At 66.7% G+C, this 17,931-nt stretch carries 14 protein-coding genes and 2 tRNA genes; 10 read left to right on the top strand and 6 right to left on the bottom strand.

Annotation, left to right across the window (positions count from 1 at the left end):
- The first annotated feature begins 40 nt into the window (after positions 1 to 40).
- The 3 genes from HU751_RS14025 (at position 41) to HU751_RS14035 (ending at position 2,070) form a co-directional block, all read left to right on the top strand.
- Positions 41 to 116: transfer RNA gene (locus tag HU751_RS14025), tRNA-Val, on the top strand.
- 13 nt (positions 117 to 129) lie between these two features.
- Positions 130 to 206 (top strand) — tRNA-Asp (locus HU751_RS14030).
- A 157-nt stretch (positions 207 to 363) separates the two neighbouring features.
- Complete coding sequence (locus tag HU751_RS14035) at positions 364 to 2,070, top strand: molecular chaperone HscC (RefSeq protein ID WP_186732032.1); 1,707 nt, start codon at positions 364 to 366, stop codon at positions 2,068 to 2,070.
- Here HU751_RS14035 and HU751_RS14040 read toward each other — a convergent pair.
- From HU751_RS14040 to pcaQ, 3 genes are all read right to left on the bottom strand, one after another.
- A complete protein-coding gene (locus HU751_RS14040) occupies positions 2,064 to 4,709 on the bottom strand; it encodes a molecular chaperone DnaJ (protein ID WP_186732033.1) in 2,646 nt (881 codons plus the stop codon). The two genes, HU751_RS14035 and HU751_RS14040, sit on opposite strands and share 7 nt — an antisense overlap.
- Positions 4,706 to 5,398 (bottom strand): DUF1266 domain-containing protein, encoded by a 693-nt coding sequence (locus tag HU751_RS14045; RefSeq protein ID WP_186732034.1) that lies wholly within the window; start codon positions 5,396 to 5,398, stop codon positions 4,706 to 4,708. Before HU751_RS14045 ends, HU751_RS14040 begins: the two co-directional genes overlap by 4 nt.
- 63 nt (positions 5,399 to 5,461) lie before the next feature.
- The gene (gene pcaQ, locus HU751_RS14050; RefSeq protein ID WP_186732035.1) at positions 5,462 to 6,394 is read right to left on the bottom strand and encodes a pca operon transcription factor PcaQ; all 933 of its coding nucleotides are present in this window, start codon (positions 6,392 to 6,394) and stop codon (positions 5,462 to 5,464) included.
- A gap of 131 nt (positions 6,395 to 6,525) precedes the next feature.
- Between pcaQ and HU751_RS14055 the strand changes: the two genes are divergently transcribed.
- Entirely contained in the window at positions 6,526 to 6,951 is a 426-nt protein-coding gene (locus HU751_RS14055) for a DcrB-related protein (protein WP_186713076.1), read from the top strand.
- A gap of 55 nt (positions 6,952 to 7,006) precedes the next feature.
- On the opposite strand, the gene nirD is transcribed toward HU751_RS14055, so the two are convergent.
- From nirD to HU751_RS14070, 3 genes are all read right to left on the bottom strand, one after another.
- A complete protein-coding gene (gene nirD / locus HU751_RS14060) occupies positions 7,007 to 7,375 on the bottom strand; it encodes a nitrite reductase small subunit NirD (protein ID WP_186732036.1) in 369 nt (122 codons plus the stop codon).
- Entirely contained in the window at positions 7,375 to 9,927 is a 2,553-nt protein-coding gene (gene nirB / locus HU751_RS14065) for a nitrite reductase large subunit NirB (RefSeq protein ID WP_186732037.1), read from the bottom strand. Before nirB ends, nirD begins: the two co-directional genes overlap by 1 nt.
- A gap of 273 nt (positions 9,928 to 10,200) precedes the next feature.
- Positions 10,201 to 14,181, bottom strand: a complete 3,981-nt coding sequence (locus HU751_RS14070; RefSeq protein ID WP_186732038.1) for a bifunctional nitrate reductase/sulfite reductase flavoprotein subunit alpha — start codon at positions 14,179 to 14,181, stop codon at positions 10,201 to 10,203.
- A 305-nt stretch (positions 14,182 to 14,486) separates the two neighbouring features.
- On the opposite strand from HU751_RS14070, the gene HU751_RS14075 reads away from it, so the two are divergent.
- The 6 genes from HU751_RS14075 (at position 14,487) to HU751_RS14100 (ending at position 17,901) form a co-directional block, all read left to right on the top strand.
- Positions 14,487 to 14,690, top strand: a complete 204-nt coding sequence (locus HU751_RS14075; protein ID WP_050703975.1) for a ParD-like family protein — start codon at positions 14,487 to 14,489, stop codon at positions 14,688 to 14,690.
- On the top strand, positions 14,687 to 15,466 hold the full coding sequence (gene map / locus HU751_RS14080) for a type I methionyl aminopeptidase (protein ID WP_050703976.1): 780 nt from the start codon (positions 14,687 to 14,689) through the stop codon (positions 15,464 to 15,466). Before HU751_RS14075 ends, map begins: the two co-directional genes overlap by 4 nt.
- Before the next feature lie 192 nt (positions 15,467 to 15,658).
- Entirely contained in the window at positions 15,659 to 16,381 is a 723-nt protein-coding gene (gene bamJ / locus HU751_RS14085) for a BamJ family beta-barrel-assembly machinery protein (RefSeq protein WP_050703977.1), read from the top strand.
- 279 nt (positions 16,382 to 16,660) lie between these two features.
- Positions 16,661 to 17,101 (top strand): YkvA family protein, encoded by a 441-nt coding sequence (locus HU751_RS14090; protein ID WP_050703978.1) that lies wholly within the window; start codon positions 16,661 to 16,663, stop codon positions 17,099 to 17,101.
- A gap of 90 nt (positions 17,102 to 17,191) precedes the next feature.
- Entirely contained in the window at positions 17,192 to 17,536 is a 345-nt protein-coding gene (locus tag HU751_RS14095) for a helix-turn-helix domain-containing protein (RefSeq protein WP_186732039.1), read from the top strand.
- Positions 17,533 to 17,901, top strand: coding sequence for a hypothetical protein (locus HU751_RS14100; RefSeq protein ID WP_050703980.1), 369 nt, complete (start codon positions 17,533 to 17,535; stop codon positions 17,899 to 17,901). Before HU751_RS14095 ends, HU751_RS14100 begins: the two co-directional genes overlap by 4 nt.
- Positions 17,902 to 17,931 lie beyond the last annotated feature (30 nt).

Here is a 17,931-nt window from a genome sequence, read left to right on the forward strand (position 1 = left end):
TAGGAGGTCCTCCGTAGAATGCGCGCCACACCGAGACGAAGGGTGATTAGCTCAGCCGGGAGAGCATCTGCCTTACAAGCAGAGGGTCGGCGGTTCGATCCCGTCATCACCCACCACTCGATGTATAGCGCGGCGGTAGTTCAGTCGGTTAGAATACCGGCCTGTCACGCCGGGGGTCGCGGGTTCGAGTCCCGTCCGCCGCGCCATATTTAGCTTCCAGGGCCCACTGAACACTCGGAAGCAACAGAGAAAGCGACCTTAGGGTCGCTTTTTTTGTTTCTGGCATTGCGCCAGAATGCCCCTGTCCGCCGCATGTGGCCAGCAGGCCCCGCGTCGGTTCCTATCGCAAGCCAGAGACCGATCATGCAGGATGCCAGCCTCTCCAACGCCCCCACCTATTCCACGCCACTGCTCGGTATCGACCTCGGCACCACCAACAGCCTGATTGCCGTCTGGCAGGACGGTGAAGCTCGGCTGATCCCCAATGCCGTGGGTGAAGTGCTCACCCCCTCGGTGGTCAGTGTCGATGACGACGGCTCGATCCTGGTCGGACAGGCCGCCCGGGCGCGTTTGACCACGCACCCCGAGCGCACCGCCGCGGCGTTCAAGCGTTTCATGGGCAGCGACAAGCGTTATGAGCTGGGGGAGCATCGATTCACGCCTGAAGAATTGTCGGCACTGGTGCTGGGCGCGTTGAAGCAGGATGCCGAGGCGTACCTGGGCTGCGCGGTCGATGAAGCCGTGATATCGGTGCCGGCGTATTTCAGCGACGAGCAGCGCAAGCGCACGGTGTTCGCGGCTGAATTGGCCGGGCTGAAGGTCCAGCGGCTGATCAACGAGCCGACTGCCGCGGCCATGGCCTATGGCCTGCACGAGCAGAAGTTCGAGCGCACCCTGGTGTTCGACCTGGGCGGCGGCACCTTCGATGTCACCGTGCTGGAGTACGCCTTGCCGCTGATCGAGGTGCATGCTTCCACCGGCGACAATTATCTGGGCGGCGAGGATTTTACCGACGCGTTGTTGCAGGCCTGCCTGCGCGACTGGAATCTCAAGGCCGAGGAGCTTGCACCCCAGGCCCTGGCCAGCCTGCATGACGCCATCGAACAGCTCAAGCGCGAGGCGGGCGAGGGCAGCCGCGTGCTGGACTGGCACGATGGAGTGCAGTCACGCGAGTGGCGGTTGGACGACCTCAAGCTGCAGGCGATCTGGGCGCCCTTGCTGACCCGGGTGCGAGCGCCCATCGAACAGGCCCTGCGCGATGCCCGGTTGAGCCCGCGCGAGCTGGACAGCCTGGTGCTGGTCGGCGGCGCCACGCGCATGCCGCAGGTGCAGCAACTGGTGGCCAAGCTGTTCGGCCGCCTGCCGTACCGGCACCTGGACCCGGACACCATCGTCGCCCTCGGCGCGGCCAGCCAGGCCGCCTGCAAGGCCCGCGACGCAGCCATCGACGAATTGATCCTGACCGATGTCTGCCCCTACACCCTCGGTGTGGCCTCGTCCCGGGGCGAGGACGTCACCGGGGCGTTCTCGCCGATCATCGAGCGCAATACGGTGATCCCCACCTCGAAGGTGCAGCGCTTCTACAGCAGCCACCCGGAACAGAAGTTCGTGCGCATCGCCGTGTACCAGGGCGAGCGGCCGTGGGTGCGTGACAACATCCTGGTGGACAGTTTCGAGATCCCCTTGCAGTCGACCGGCGAGATCCAGTCACTGGACGTGCGTTTCAGCTACGACATCAACGGTCTGCTGGAAGTGGACGTGACCTTCCTCGAAAGCGGCCAGAAGCACAGCCACAGCATCGACCGCAGCCCCACCGGGCTGGATGCCGAGGCGCGCCTGGCCAGCGAGGAACGACTGGCGCGGCTGAAGATCCACCCGCGTGACACGTTGCCCAACCGGACCTTGCTTGCCCGCCTGGAGCGGGCCTGGATGCAGAGCCTGGGCGACGAGCGCGAGCTGATCGGCAACTGGCTGGACGCCTTCAACGCCGTGCTCGCCGGGCAGCAGGCCGGTGAGATCAGCCGTGAGCGCCAGGCGTTGAGCCAGGCGCTGGACGAACTGCGCTACTGACCGTTGAGCCGGCGCAAGGTGGCCTGCAGGCCACCTTCCAGTGCCGGGCCCTTGCCGGGTACCGGGCCGTAGCGGTTCGGCAGCTTGTCCCCGGGCAGGCCCAGCAGCACCAGTGACGAGAAGGGCAGCACCCGGGTCAGCAGCATCACCACCATCAGGGTCGGCACACCGTGGCCGAGATCGCGCAGGCGACGCAGGAAGCCGCTGATTGCCAACACGCTGATCACCACCATCACGCCCGGTACATGGAGCATCAGGCTGGCGCACAAGGCGATGAGCGCGACATGCGCCGCCAGGCCGGTGCGGTTCAGGCGACTCTTGAGCTTCCAGAAGGCCCATATCGGCGCCGGTGGCTCCTTGACCTCATTGAGCAGCATGCGTTCGCTCCAGGACAGTACGGCCATGATCGCGCAGCGCAGGCCGGGATCCTGCTCGGGATCATCCTTGACCTTCTGCAGGGCGCGCAGCAACCGGGTCCTGGGTGGCGTGCACTCGCCGAGCAGGCTGCGCAGCGCATCCTGCACGTCGGTGAACGCACGGCTGTCGATGCCTTGAGCGCCAAGCACGCCGATCGGCGGCCGCCTGGGTCGGCCGTCCAGCAATGCCTGGCGCCATGCGTCGAACCAGGCATCCTCAAGCTGTGCGGCTTCAATGCGTTGGTGCAACCGCGCGCGTTGTTGTTCGTCCAGTGATCGGTCGTGGTACAGCACCGCGCAGAACAGCAGGTAGCCCAACGGATAGTCGCTGCGCAGGGTGCCGTCGTCGTTTTCCAGGCAGGCCAGCAGTTGCTGGGCGCTTGGCAGGCGGGTGCTGTTGAGCGCCTGCTGCAGGGTCAGCAGGCGAGCCGAGATCATCGCCTGCACAGGGTCGTGGATGTCCAGGCTGCCGAGCAACCCAATGCAGCCGTCAGGGCTGGCCAATTGTTGGCAGAGCAGGGCGTGTGCCGCGGCGAACGGGTGTTCTACCGGGTAGTGCAATTGCCCGGGCAGCACGGGATCGATCAGTGCCAGCCAGCGCGAGGGCTGCTCCAGCAGGGCAAGCATGAACAAGTGCTGGCGGTGCCAGTTCCACAGCGCGTCACCCTCGGGCATGGCTGGCAGCATTACGCCGGTCTCGGCGAGCGTGTCCTGCAGTTGCAGGGCGAACGGCGTGGTGAACAGGCGGCGCATGTCGAATTGCGCATTCAGGGCGTGCAGGGCGTGGGCCGGGTAGACCCGCATGCGCCGCAGCCATTCGCGGCAGACCGGGCGAATGGCGTCTTCGGTCAAGGCCTCGGGCAGGACCGCCACCGGGTCCTCGCTGGCGCAGAAGTCCACCAGCACCTTGACCACCGGGGCCTGTTCAAGCCAGTGCAACTGTTGGCTGGCCTGGCGCTGGAAGCCTTCGAGAATCAGCGCGTCGAGGGCATCTTCGGCGAGCGGTTGGGCGAGCACCTGGCGTAGCAGGCCGGCTTCCCCGCGTTGCAGCGCCCAGGCCTGCCAGTAGAGGCGGTGCAGGTCGTGGTCCTGCTGGTCCTGCAACAGCCAGGCGAGCAGCGGCAGTTCGTCGTCGCCGTCCAGCCGCCAGTCGACGAAGGTCGCGGCGATGCCTTGCAGTTCCAGGCGCGAGGCTTCGGACCAGCGCGCCAGGGTCTGCGGGGACTGCCCGGGGCTGCCCCAGTTCTGCGCGGGGTCGTCCAGCTCGGCGGGCCAGCCGGCCGGGGTGTGCAGGCGGTCGAAGGCCTGGATCAGCAACGGCAGGCGCTGGGGCTGGTGACGGGCGCAGAGGTCGATCAGCCAGCGTTCGGCCTGGGGGTGCTGGTGTTCGCGATACAGCCGCAACCAGCAGTCCAGGGCCTGTTGCTCGGCGCCCAGGGCATCGGCCTGGCGAGCCAGCAGGTAGAGCAGGTCGGCATCGTCCGGGGCCTGTTGCTGGCGTGCCTGGAGCAGGTCGTGGAAGGTCCGGCTGGGGATGCCGGCCTGGCTGAACTGCACCAGCAGGCGTTGTACCAGGGCGGGGTCATCCGGCATGGCCAGGCAGGTATGCACGCCGGCAAATTGCTCGTATTCGAACAGTGGGCGTTGCTGGTAGCAGTACTCGAGGCTGCGGAAATACCACAGGCTTTCCATCTGTGCGCTGGCCGGCCAGTCGCGCATGCAGGCGGTGTCGAAGGGGTCGGGCTCTTCCAGGCGGTCGAGGAAAGCCTCCACTTCGTGGCGGTCGTCCAGGCGCAGCAGCTGTTCGGCCCAGCCCAGGCGCCGGGCCAGCAGGCCCGCGCAGTGGTGGGACAGCGGTCCGCAGTCGCGCAGGGTGTGCAGCAGTTGCCAGCCGAGGTCGTCCAGTTCGTCCAGCGGCAACTCGTCCAGTTCGGCGATATAGCGCTGCCAGGCTTGTGGGTCGAAGCGCAGGGACGGCTCCTCGAGCAGGGTGTGGAACTGCTTGAGTGCCGGATGGGGGGCGTCTTCCTCGGCGACGGGCTCGGCCTCCCGGGGCGCCTGATCGCGGGCCAGGCGCAACGCTTCCTCGTAGGCTGCCCGCAATGCCTGGAACCCTTCGGGGTCGGTTTCCGGGTGGTGCGAGGGCAGGCGGCCGCGATAGGCCAGGCGGATGGTGTCCAGGTCCTGGGTCGGTTCGATTCCCAGGCGAATCCAGCAACTCATGACCAGCAGTCCTCTTCCAGCGTGGTGGGCCGTACGGGCTCGGGCAGGGGCATGTCCCAGGGCAGCCCGGCCAGCAGGTCATGGGCGCCGAGGCGCAGGTTGAGCACGATGCAGCGGTTCCAGTGCTCGCAGCCCTGGCGCTCGAGGTTGGCGGCCAGGGTCTCGTCGCTGCTGTCGCTGGCATTCCACAGCGCCTTGCCGAACAGGTAGCCGGCCAGGTAGCCGTCCCAGCGGTTGTAGTAATGGCGGGCGCGCAGGGCCAGGCGGTAATGCAGGTAGAGGCTCTCGTCGCGATCGATCAGGCCCTTCTTGACCCCGGCACGCAGCAGGAAACCCATGCGCCCCAAGTCCCAGGCACGGGTGCCGCCCGGGCCGCAGTCGGGGAAGGTGCGGGCGGCGTACTCGTGGCGGATGCGCTCGCGCGGGGGCAGGGTGTCGAGCAGGGCCTGCCACTGGCTGGGCAGGCAGCGCTGGTACTGCCAGTAGGCCTCGCTCATCTCGGTGGCGTGGCCGTTGTCGGCCATGCTCAGCATGTCCAGCAACTGGGCGCGGTTGCTGATGCCCCACCAGCGCTCGAGGTCGGTCTGGTCTTCGCCCTCGAAATAGTCGGGGGCGGTGTAGCTGGCGCCGTTGAGGGCGGCCATGGGGGCGGAGAGGGCATGCAGCCAGTGCTGCGCGGTTTCGTCCATGAAAGGGGTCCTGGAGGCGCTGGGAACTGGCGGGGATTGTATAGGAAGATGCCCGCCGGGTTGTCAGGGATAGGTCCCGAGTCGATAGGCCTCAGCCACTTCGCGGAGCACCTCGCACACCCACTGCGCTGGCAGGTTCTGGGGCAGGGCCGCATTGCGGCAGATGCCCACCGACCCGCCCGGTTCGCGCACGCCGAGGTCGAGTTCGGCCAGCTCGCCACGCCCGAGGTCGATCAGCACGGCGTCCCGTGGCGCCACCCAGACCGCCTCGCTGCCCAGCACATAGCGCCTGCTCAGGGCCAGCGACAGGGTTTCCAGGCGCTGCGCCGGCAGCGCAATGGCGCATTGCACGAACAGGCTGTCGGCATGCTGGCGGATGGTCGTCCCCGGCGGTGGCAGCACCAGCGGGTAATCACCGACCTGCCTGCGCTCGACGGGTCGCTGCGCCAGCAGCGGATGCCCCGGGCGCACCACCAGGGTCATCGACTCGCTGTACAGGTGCTCGAACGACAGCCCCTGGATCTGCGGGCTGTCGGTCATCCGCCCGACCACCAGCTCCAGTTCCCCCAGGTGCAACTGGCCGAGCAACTGGGCACTGGCCCCGGTCACCACGCTGATCAGCAACGCTTCGTGACGCTGGTGCAGGCGGCACAGCACCTCGGGCATCAGCAGCCCTTCGACTGTCGACAGCACGCCGATGCGCACCTGCGACGGCGCCCGCGCCTCGCCGCGCACACTGCCGACCCCATCGCGCAACGCCTGCACGCTGGGGCCGGCGTAGCGCATGAAGCGCGTGCCGGCCGGGGTCAGGGTAACGCCGTTATGGCCACGTTCGAACAGGCGTGCCTCGAGCAGCTCCTCCAGTTCCTTGAGGGTCTTGGAGATCGCCGGCTGGCTGATCGCAAGCACGTCGGCGGCCCTGGCCAGGCTGCCCTGCCGGGCAATCTCCAGGAAGCACAGCAGGTGGCGGAACTTGATGCGGGTATCGAGGTTCATGCCCGGCAGTGTATCCGTGCGGGCCAGACCTGCAACGTCTGGGTGATGTTCGTCACCGGGCGGCAGTTCCTCCCTTGCAGGCGAAGCCGTGAAGCTTTAGCGTGTGCCACTTCGATGCATGGAGCTGCGTTATGACCGCCTACCTGACCCAGGATCTGGTCCTCGAACTGGGCGATGAAACACCCGAAGACACCACCATGAACATGCTGACCTTCCGTCAGCGTGGCACCACCCTGGTGATCGCCCGCAGTCCGCTGGCGGCCGGGCAGACGCTGGAGGCGCTTTACCAGCAGCAACTGGCGCAGTTGCGTGAGCGCCTGGGGGCGGTCATCAGCGAACCACAGCCGGTCAGCGCAGGCGTCGATCATGGCATCCACGGCCTGGAAGTCAGCCTGCAGTTCAAGCGCGGCGAAGTGGTCTCGTACCAGCGTCAGTTGGCCTACGCGCCAAGCGGGCAGGCCCGTTTCGTGGCAGTCAGCTATAGCAAGGAAACACCGCTGGAGGCGGTCGACCTCGCCCATTGGGAAGCCATCAAGGCAGGCTTGCGGCTGAACTGATTACCCGCGGCAAGAGCCGGGCACCGGCCGGGGGCATGCCCCGGCAGGCTGATCGTTATCTGAGTCTCTGTCCCAGTTCGACCGTCATCCCACGGATACGCACCGGCCACACCGGTAGGCGCTGTGTCTGATCTTCCAGGCAGTTGCCGTTTTGCAGGCAGAAATGCTGCTTGTACAGCGGTGCCGCTACCACCACGGTTGCTCCCAGGCTGGCCACCAGCCCACGCCCGATGATGTTCGCGCCCGAGCGCGGGTCGCGGTTGCCGACGGCGTACAGCTCCCGCCCCTGTCCCGGCAGGTAGAACAAGGCCACCTGCTCACCCTCGTGCCACACCACCACCCCGGAGTCGGCGACCAGGTCGCCGGCCTGGCACACCGCCTGCCAGCGGGTTTCACTTGCTACTGCCGTGTTGGACAGGCTCATCACATCGCCTCCTCATGGGTGGGAATCAGCTGCAGTGGCGCCGCCGGCCGGCGCTGGCCACGCTCGCGCACGAAGTGCACATCCGGATCGGCGCGCTGGTCGTTGACGAAGGTGCGAAAGCGCTTGAGCTTTTCCGGATCGCCCAGGGCGTTGGCCCATTCGCATTCGTAGCGATCGACCACCTGCTGCATCTGTGCCTCGAGTTCGGCGGCCAGGCCCAGGCTGTCGTCGATCACCACCTGCTTGAGGTACTCGAGGCCGCCTTCGAGGCCCTCGCGCCATACCGAGGTGCGCTGGAGCTTGTCGGCGGTGCGGATGTAGAACATCAGCACGCGGTCGATCAGCCGTACCAGGGTTTCGTCGTCGAGGTCGGTGGCGAACAGTTCGGCGTGGCGCGGGCGCATGCCGCCGTTGCCACACACGTACAGGTTCCAGCCCTTGTCGGTGGCGATCACGCCGATGTCCTTGCTTTGCGCTTCGGCGCATTCGCGGGTGCAGCCGGATACCGCGAACTTGAGCTTGTGCGGTGAGCGCAGGCCCTTGTAGCGATCCTCCAGACGCAGTGCCATGGCCACGCTGTCCTGCACGCCATAGCGGCACCAGGTGCTGCCGACGCAGGATTTCACCGTGCGCGTCGATTTGCCGTAGGCGTGTCCGGTCTCGAAGCCGGCGGCGATCAGTTCACCCCAGATCAGTGGCAGTTCATGCAGCTGGGCGCCGAACAGGTCGATGCGCTGGCCGCCGGTGATCTTGGTGTAGAGGTCGTATTTCTGCGCCACCTGGCCGATCACGATCAATTTCTGCGGGGTGATCTCGCCGCCAGGAATACGCGGCACCACCGAGTAGGTGCCGTTTTTCTGCATATTGGCCATGAAGGTGTCGTTGGTGTCCTGCAGCGGCACCAGTGCCGGGTCCATGATCGGCTGGTTCCAGCATGAAGCGAGGATGTTGCCCACCGCCGGTTTGCAGATGTCGCAACCGACGTGGCCTTTGCCATGGCGTTCGAGCAGCTCGCCGAAGGTGCGGATGCCTTCCACCCGCACCAGCCCGTAGAGTTCCTGGCGGGTGTAGGCGAAGTGCTCGCACAGGCTCTTGTCGACCGTCACGCCACGGGCGGTCAGTTCGTGCTCGAAGACCTGCTTGAGCAGTGCCGCGCAGCCACCGCAGCCGCTGGCGGCCTTGGTGCAGCCCTTGACGGCGGCGAGGTCGCCGCAGCCACTGTCGATGGCGGCGCACACCGCGCCCTTGCTGACGTTGTGGCAGGAGCAGATGGTCGCGCTGTCGGGCAGCGCATCGGCGCCCAGGGCCGGCGCGCCACCGCCTTGCGGCAGGATCAGCGCGGCCGGGTCGGCCGGCAGGGCGATGCCGTTCTGGGCATACTGCAGCAAGGTGTCGTAGTAGCTGTTGTCGCCCACCAGCACCGCGCCGAGCACGTGCTTGCCGCTGGCATCCACCACCAGCCGGCGGTAGGCGCTGTTGGCCTCGTCGATGAAGCGGTAGCTGCGTGAGCCGGGCGTGGCGCCGTGGGCATCGCCGATCGAGCCGACATCCACGCCCAGCAGCTTGAGCTTGGTTGACATGTCGGCGCCGGTGAAGTCGTCCGCCGCCTCGCCCAGCAGCCGCGCGGCCAGGTTGCGCGCCATGGCGTAGCCGGGGGCGACCAGGCCGAACACGCTGCCGTTCCACGACGCGCACTCGCCGATGGCGAAGATCCGTGGATCGCAGGTCCCGCACTGGCTGTCGATCACAACACCTCCGCGCGCGGCGATTTCCAGGCCACAGGCCCGGCCAAGGGCGTCCTGTGGGCGGATGCCGGCGGAAAAGACGATCAGATCGGTCTCCAGGTGTTCGCCACCGTCGAAGTTCATTCGGTAGCGGTACTGCTCGCCTGGGCTGATCGACTGGGTCGCGCGGGACAGGTGCACGCCCACGCCGAGGGCCTCGATCCGTGCCTTGAGTGCCGCGCCGCCTTCGCTGTCCAGCTGTACCGGCATCAGGCGTGGGGCGAACTCCACCACATGTGCCTCCAGGCCCAGGGACTTCAGGGCGTTGGCTGCCTCGAGGCCGAGCAGGCCGCCGCCGACCACCACGCCACGGCGGGCATCCGCGGCGGCGGCGCGGATCGCGTCGAGGTCCTCGAGGGTGCGGTAGACCAGGCGTGCATTGCCGCTGGAACCTTCGATTGGCGGCACGAACGGATAGGAACCGGTAGCCAGGATCAACTGGTCATAGCCCAGGCGGCCCTCGGCGGTGACCAGCTCCCGGCGCTCGCGATCGATGTCCAGCACCGTCTCGCCCAGGTGCAGGTGCACGCCGTGGCGGCTGTAGTAATCCGGGGCGCACAGGGCCAGGGTCTCGGCGCAGCTACCGGTGAAATACTCCGACAGGTGTACCCGGTCGTAGGCGCGCTGGCGCTCCTCGCCGAACACATGCAGCTCGAAGTGTGCCGTGGCGCCGCGTTCGATCAGCTGCTCGACGCAGTGATGGCCGACCATGCCATTGCCGACGATGACCAGTCGTGCTCGTTGTGCCCCGTTCGCTGTTGCCTGCATAGCCGATCCTCGATCACGGAAAACGAAAAAGGCGCCTGGAGCGGAAGCTCCAGGCGCCTTTGCCTGTACTCATCAGTGTGAGGCCCCTGTTGACCGCCGTTGGTCGTTGGGGCTGTTGTGCATTGGGTAAAGCAGGGAGTGTGCCAGGCTCCCGGTCATCGCGGGGCAAGCCCGCTCCCACAAGGCTTGCAGCGTGTCACGCTGCCTTTGGGCATCAGTTGGCCAGGTGATGTGGCCGCACAAGCAGGGTGCAGTACTCACCACCGTGGTGCATCAGTACACATCCCGCCGGTAGCGCTTGTCCCGCCCCAACCCTTCGACATAGGCCGCTGCCGTGGTCTCGTCCAGGCCGCCGTGCTGCGCCACTACCCGGCGCAAGGCCGCATCCACATCCCGGGCCATGCGCTGGGCATCGCCACAGACATACACATGCGCGCCGTCCTGCAGCCAGCGCCACAGTTCGGCGCCCTGTTCCAGCAGGCGTTGCTGCACATAGATCTTCTCCGGCTGGTCGCGGGAGAACGCGGTGCTCAGGCGTACATGGCCCTGCGCTTCCCAGGCCAGCAACTGCTCGCGATAGTAGAAGTCGTGCTGCGCGTGCTGCTCGCCGAAGAACAGCCAGTTGCGGCCAGGCGCTGCACGTGCCCGGCGCTCTTCGAGGAAAGCCCGGAAGGGCGCGATGCCGGTGCCGGGGCCGATCATGACGATGGGCGTGCCGTCGTCGTCGGGCAGGTGGAAGTGTTTGGATGGTTGGGCAAAGATGGCCACTTCGACATTCGCCGCACGGTCGGCGAGAAAGGCCGAGCAGACCCCCTTGCGTTCGCCGTAGCGCACTGTGGACACCGTCAGGTGCACCTGCCCTGGGTGTGCCTTGGGGCTCGAGCTGATCGAGTACAGCCGTGGCTGAAGGGGCTTGAGCAGTTCCAGCCAGCGGGCCAGAGGCCATTGCCGGGGGAACTCGCGCAGTACATCGGCCAGTTGCCGGCCCCACAGCCAGTCCTTGAGCGCGGTCTGGCATTCAGGCTGCAGCAGCTGTTGCAGAGAGGGCGCGTTTTCGCTGAACGCCTCGAGCTGTCGTGGCGTGACACGGGCAATCTCCAGATGCCGTTCCAAGGCCAGGCTCAGGGGCATTGGCTGCTGGCCTTCAAGCTCGACCACGGCCTGGCCATCGAGCTGCATCAGGCCGAGCAGTTCCTCGACCAGCGCCGGGCAGTTGCGCGGCCACACCCCCAGCGCATCGCCGGGCTGGTAGTCCAGGCCGCTACCTGCGAGGTCGAACACCAGTTGGCGGGTCTCCTTGGTCGAGCCGTGGCCATTGAGCAGGCGGTTCTGCACCAGGCGCGCAGGCCATGGCTGGTGTCTGCCGTGAGATTCGACGGTTGCGGGTGCCGATGTCGCGGGGGTGCTTGCGCCGAGGGCCGCCAGCAGGGCCTCGAGCCACGCACTGAATGCGGCATCGAAATCCGGCTCGCAGTCGACCCGCTCCAGCAGGCGCTGGCCGCCCAGTTCCGCCAGGCGCTGGTCGAGCTTGCGGCCGAAGCCGCAGAACTGATCGTAGCTGGAGTCGCCCAGGGCCAGCACCGCATAGGGCAGCTTGGCGCAGTCGGCGTCGCTCGCACCCTGCAGGGCCTGCCAGAACGCGGCGCCACTGTCCGGGGCGTCGCCGTCGCCGAAGGTGCTGGCAATCAGCAGTACGCTGGCGCAGCCGCGCAGTTGTGTCGGGCTGACGCTTTCCATGCTGCTGAGCTCCACCTTCAGCCCCGCCTCGCGTAGGCGTCTGGCGCAGCGCTCGGCCAGCGCCTCGCCGTTGCCGGTCTGCGAGGCCCACAACACGCGATGGCAAGGTACTGCCGCCTGTGCTTGGGGCTGGGCGAACAGCCCCGCCAGCAGGCCATCGACGAACAGGCGCCGGGCTGGCGCCAATGGTGCGGTGGCCGGCAGGCTTGGCACACCCTCGGCCCGTGTCTGCTGCAGGCCAAGCAGGAAGCCTTGCAGGTAATGGCGCTCCTCTTCGACAAGCACCGGAGCAGGTCGTGTCTCCAGGCCCAGCAGGCGGGCGAGGGTGGCGGTCGGCATGGTGACGGGCTCCGCAGGAATGGTGACGTTCAGGTCGAGGATCTCGATGCGTTCGCCCGCGACCCGTTCGAGGGTTACGGCGCAGTACTTGAAGGCCGGTTGCAGCGAGGTGGGGTCGACGGCGTCGCTGGTCACCGCGTTGATCGCCAACTGCTCGCCGTACAGGTCGTTCCAGTGGAACGGCGCGAAGCAGCCGCCGGGCAGCACCCGGTCGCTGAGGCGGGCCGGCAGCAGCGCCTGGCCTCGGCGTGAACGGATCGCCACCTGGTCCTTGTCGCCGATGCCCAGGCGCCGGGCATCGTCGGGATGGATCTCGACGAAGGGGGCGGGTTCGAGGCGGTTCAGGCTTGGGACCTTGCCGGTCTTGGTCAGGGTGTGCCACTGGTGTTGCACGCGGCCGGTGTTGAGGACGAAGGGGTAGACGTCGTCCGGCAGCTCGGCGGGCGCCAGCCAGGGCCGCGCATGAAAACGCGCCTTGCCGGTGGCGGTCGGAAAGGCCAGCGCCGCTGGTTGGCCGTGTTCGTCGTAGCGATAGCGCAGCGGGCTGCGGTCATCCTCGCGCCCCGGCGCGCAGGGCCACTGCCGGGGGCTGGCGCGCAGCCCGGCATAGTCGATGCCGCGCAGGTCGTAGCCGGTGTCCGGGTTATGGAAGCGGCGGATCTCATCGAACACCGCCTCGGCGTCGGGGTAGTCGAAGGCATGCGCGTAGCCCAGGGCACAGGCGATGCGCGCGATCAGGCGCCAGTCCTCAAGGCTCTCGCCGGGCGGTTCGACGGCGCGGGGCATCAGGGTCAGGTTGCGCTCGCTGTTGATCATCACCCCTTCACCCTCGGCCCACAGCGCCGCCGGCAGGAGAATGTCGGCATAGCGGTTGGTCTCGGTGTCGAGGAAGGCGTCCTGGCTGATCACCAGTTGCGCCTGGTTCAGGCCGTCGATCACTTGCTGGCGATTGGCGACGCTGGCCACCGGGTTGCTGCAGATGATCCAGCAGGCCTTCACCTCGCCGCTCTTGAGCTGTTCGAACAGCGCCACCGTGCCTTCACCGCCCTCGCTGCGCAATGTGCCGGGTGCCAGCTGCCATTGCCGCTCGACGAAGGCGCGGTCCGCCGCCACCTGCGCCGAACGCTGGCCCGGCAGGCCCGGCCCCATGTAGCCCATCTCGCGGCCGCCCATGGCGTTGGGCTGGCCGGTCAGCGAGAACGGCCCGCTGCCGGGGCGGCAGATGGCGCCGGTGGCCAGGTGCAGGTTGCACAGGGCATTTGTGTGCCAGGTGCCGTGGATGCTCTGGTTCAGGCCCATGGTCCAGCAGCTCATCCATTCACCGGCCTCGCCGATCAGGCGGGCGGCTTCGCGGATGTCGGCCTCGTCCAACCCGGTGATGGCCGCGACCCGTTGCGGGGTGTAGTCCTCGAGAAACGCCGGCAGGTCTTCCCAGCCCTCGGTGTGGCGAGCGATGAAATCCGCGTCGGTGTGGCCGTTGGCATGCAGCAGGTATAAAAGACCATTGAGCAGCGCCAGGTCGGTACCCGGGCGCAGTTGCAGGAACAGGTCGGCCTTGTCGGCGGTGGCGCTGCGCCGGGGATCGACGACGATCAGCCTGGCCCCTGCCTTGAGCCGGTCGAGCAGGCGCAGGAACAGGATCGGGTGGCAGTCGGCCATGTTCGCGCCGATCACCAGGAACACCTCGGCGCGTTCGAAGTCCTGATAGCTGCCCGGCGGTCCGTCCGCCCCCAGCGACTGCTTGTAGCCGCTGCCGGCACTGGCCATGCACAGCCGCGAGTTGGACTCGATATGGCGGGTACGGATGAAGCCCTTGGCCAGTTTGTTGGCCAGGTACTGGGCTTCCAGCGACATCTGCCCGGACACGTACAAGGCCAAGGCATCCGCGCCATGGGTGTCGATGATCGCGCGCAACCGCGCGGCGGTTTCGCTGATGGCGGTGTCCAGGCTGCGGCGCGCCGGCTGCTGGCTGCGCTGGTCGCGCACGAAGGCGTGGGCCATGCGTCCGACCTGCAGCGGCACATGGGCGCTCTGGCCCTTGGTGCACAGGCGACCGAAGTTGCTCGGGTGCTGCTTGTCGCCACTGACCTTGATCACCTTGCCATCGCTCACGTGCATGACGATGCCGCAGCCGACCCCGCAATACGGGCACACACTGCGCTCTTGGCTGTCGCTCATCGGCAATCTCCTGCTGATGAAACGACAAAGGCGCCGGCTGCCCGGCCTGCAAACGGCAAGCGGGGCAACACGGCGCCTTCGTCGTGATGGGAGGGGACCATCGGCGTTGATGGTCTCGATGGCGTATGAGCAGCAAATCCCGGGCCATGTCATCGCGGGGCAAGCCCGCGCCCACGCTCAGCGAGGTGGCATGGGCTTGACCTGTGACGGGTGTGCACCGATACGGGGAGCCACGCACCAACGGATGACACATGCAAACGGACGGATATATGATTCGAATACGTTTCATATATAGGTAACCACACATGGGCATCGTCAAGATCTCCGACGACCTCCACGAAGACCTGCGCGTGGCCAGCGCCGCGCTGTCGCGTTCGATCAACGCCCAGGCCGAGCACTGGATCCGCATCGGCATGCTGGCCGAACTGCACCCGCAAGCGACCTACCAGGAACTGCTGCGCCAGTTGCTGCGCCAGGAACAGGCCAACCTCAAGGAGTTGCTGCAATGAGCAAGGTCATCCTCAAGGACGCCGCCGAGCTCGAGCTGATGCGCAACGCCGGCCAACTGCTGGCCCGGGTGTTCGCCGACCTCGACGGTTTCATTCGCCCCGGTGTGACCACGATGCAGATCAACGACCGCGCCGAGGCCTTCATCGTCGAAACCCTCAAGGCCCGCCCGGCGAGCAAGGGCCAGTACGGTTTCCCCTATTCGCTGAACACCTCGGTGGACCATGTGGTCTGCCATGGCATGCCCAAGGTCGACGAAGTGCTCAAGGAAGGCTCGATCGTCAACGTCGACATCACCCTGGAGCAGGGCGGCTACATTGCCGACTCGTCGAAGATGTACTGCATCGGCAAGATCGGCGACGAGGCCAGGCGCCTGGTCGACACCACCTATGCCGCCTTGTGGAAGGGCATCGAGCAGGTGCGCCCCGGCGCGACGCTCGGCGATATCGGCCATGCCATCCAGGCCCACGCCGAGGCCGCCGGCTACAGCGTGGTGCGCGAGTACTGCGGGCACGGCATCGGCCGGCAGATGCACGAGGCACCGGAGGTGCTGCACTACGGCCAGCGCGGCCTGGGCATGGCGCTGCAAGCGGGGATGGTGTTCACCATCGAGCCGATGATCAACCAGGGCGGGCGTGGTACGCGCGGGTTGCGCGATGGTTGGACGGTGATCACCCGTGACCACAGCCTGTCGGCGCAGTGGGAGCACACGGTGGCGGTGACCGAAAGCGGGTTCGAGGTGCTGACGCTGCGAGAGGAAGAGCAGCGGCCTGTATGAAATTCATCCGGCAACACGCCCTTGAACCGTCAATACTGGCCATTGGCTTCAAGCGCCGAGGATGAACAACCTTTCACCCAGGAACTTCCTGCGCGCAACCCGCTCTTATGCCGGTAGCCATTGGTCGCGGCCGCCTGCTAAGCTCGCGGCTTTACCCTGATTGCCCTCATGGCGCATGAACAAGGAAATTACATGAAACAGCATCGTTTGGCGGCTGCGGTTGCCCTGGTAGGCCTGGTCCTCGCGGGCTGCGACGCCCAGACCAGCAGCGTCGAGCTGAAGACTCCGGCACAGAAGGCCTCCTACGGTATCGGCCTGAACATGGGCAAGAGCCTGGCCCAGGAAGGCATGGACGACCTGGACTCGAAAGCCGTCGCCCAGGGCATCGAGGACGCGGTAGGCAAGAAAGAGCAGCGCATCAAGGACGAAGAGCTGGTCGAAGCCTTCACCGCCTTGCAGAAGCGCGCCGAGGAACGCCTGGCCAAGGCCAGCGAGGAAGCTGCCGCCGCCGGCAAGAAGTTCCTCGAGGAAAACGCCAAGAAGCCTGGCGTGATCACCACCGCTTCGGGCCTGCAGTATGAAGTGGTCAAGAAGGCCGACGGCCCGCAACCCAAGCCGACCGACGTGGTCACCGTCCACTACGAAGGCAAGCTGACCGACGGCAAGGTCTTCGACAGCTCCGTCGAGCGCGGCAGCCCCATCGACCTGCCGGTCAGCGGCGTGATCCCGGGCTGGGTCGAAGGTCTGCAACTGATGCACGTCGGCGAGAAGTACAAGCTGTACATCCCGGCTGAGCTGGCCTATGGCGCCCAGAGCCCGAGCCCGCTGATCCCGGCCAACTCGGTCCTGGTCTTCGACCTGGAACTGATTGCCATCAAGGATCCGGCCAAGGCCGACCAGGCACCGGCCAAGTAATACCCGGCCCGTTGCAAGAAGACGCCCCGTTTCGACGGGGCGTCGTCGTTTTCAGTCCGGCTTGACGCGAACCGTCGGCGTCATTCACTGTCGCAAGCAGTAGCCGCGCAGACGCGGGTGCCGGTGTCGCAAAACGTTTGCGCGGTTGAAACGGTTGTGTAAAAAACGCCCGATTCGTACCTGGCCCTTGCCCGGCGGGCACCACGCGGCGTCAATGTCGCCCTGTTCACAAGGTTATCCACAATAAATGTGGATAACCCCTGCTCCTCTGGAGGTCCCATGAGCGCACCCTGGAATTTCGCCCGCTTCCTGCCCTTGGCCGAGCGCCTGCTCAGTCGTGGCCGGCTGCCGGCCCTGCTGTTCGCGGTAGCCCGCAAGGGGCCGAAGCTGGGCCAATTACGCGAGGACCTGCGCCTGATGCAGGCGCTGTGCCTGGCCTGGTGGCGTGGCGAGTACCGCGCCGTCAGCCCCAGGGCGCTGGTGACCATCGTTGCCGGGCTGCTGTATTTCGTCAGCCCCCTGGACGCCATCCCCGACTGGTTGCTGGGTGTCGGCCTGCTCGATGACATCGCCGTGCTGGGCTGGGTGCTCAAGACCGTGGCCGATGAGCTGGGCCGTTTCAAGGCCTGGCGCGATGCCCAGTCGCCGGAACGGCTGCGGGTGGTCGAGCGTCTGCCTGATACTCCCGAGGCCCTGCGCCTTGAGCGTCCTGGCAGCTGATTCCGCACAGACCCCCGAGGTTGGTAATATAATTGGCATAAGGGTTATGCCTACGGATTACATGCCGTAATCCAACGTCAAGGGGGTTGTATGGGTATTCAGGTCATCAGCCGGGACGGTCAGCCCGAGTACGCAGTGGTTCCCTGGGAGCACTATCAGAAGTTGCTGGCGGCCGCAGGCCAGGCGCCGGCCGTAGCTCCCGACTCAGTCAGTCACAACGAGAGCACTCAACCGAGTACCAGCCAGTCCTCCCTGGACCAGCTGGCGTCCTTGCGTCAGGCCAAGGGCCTGGCCCCGGAGCAACTGGCACGCAGTGTCGGCATTAGCCCGGCCTACCTGGCGATGATCGAGTCCGGGGAGCGACGCCCGGACGCTGCGATCCTGCGCAGCCTGGCCTGGCACCTGGGCGTGTCCGGCTGGAGCGAGCCGTCATGAGTCAGGTCAGGATCAGCCGTCAGCAGTGGCAGAGCCTGCTGACCGAGCTCGACCTGGCCCGCCGTCAACGCCACCTGCTCACGTACCGTGCGCTGCTCGAGCGTCTGCAATTGCCCAGCCCGGCCATGCAGACCCTGACGGCGGCCCTCGAGTACCTGGCGACGCTCGACGCCCGCGCCGAGCAGCCGCTGCGCAGCTCGCTGGTGATCAGCCAGGGGGCCAGCCGTCTGCCGCGTACCGGGTTCTTCGAGTGTGTCGAGCGCCTGGGGCGGTTTTCCGGGCCGGTGGATGGCATGGAGGCGGCATCCTGGCATGCCTCGGAAGTGGTGCGGGTGTTCGAGTATCGCTACCCGGAAGAAGCCTGAAATTGGGGCTGTAGGCTGGATTGTGGGAGC

It is taken from the genome of Pseudomonas peradeniyensis, assembly GCF_014268935.2.
Lineage (GTDB): Bacteria > Pseudomonadota > Gammaproteobacteria > Pseudomonadales > Pseudomonadaceae > Aquipseudomonas > Aquipseudomonas peradeniyensis.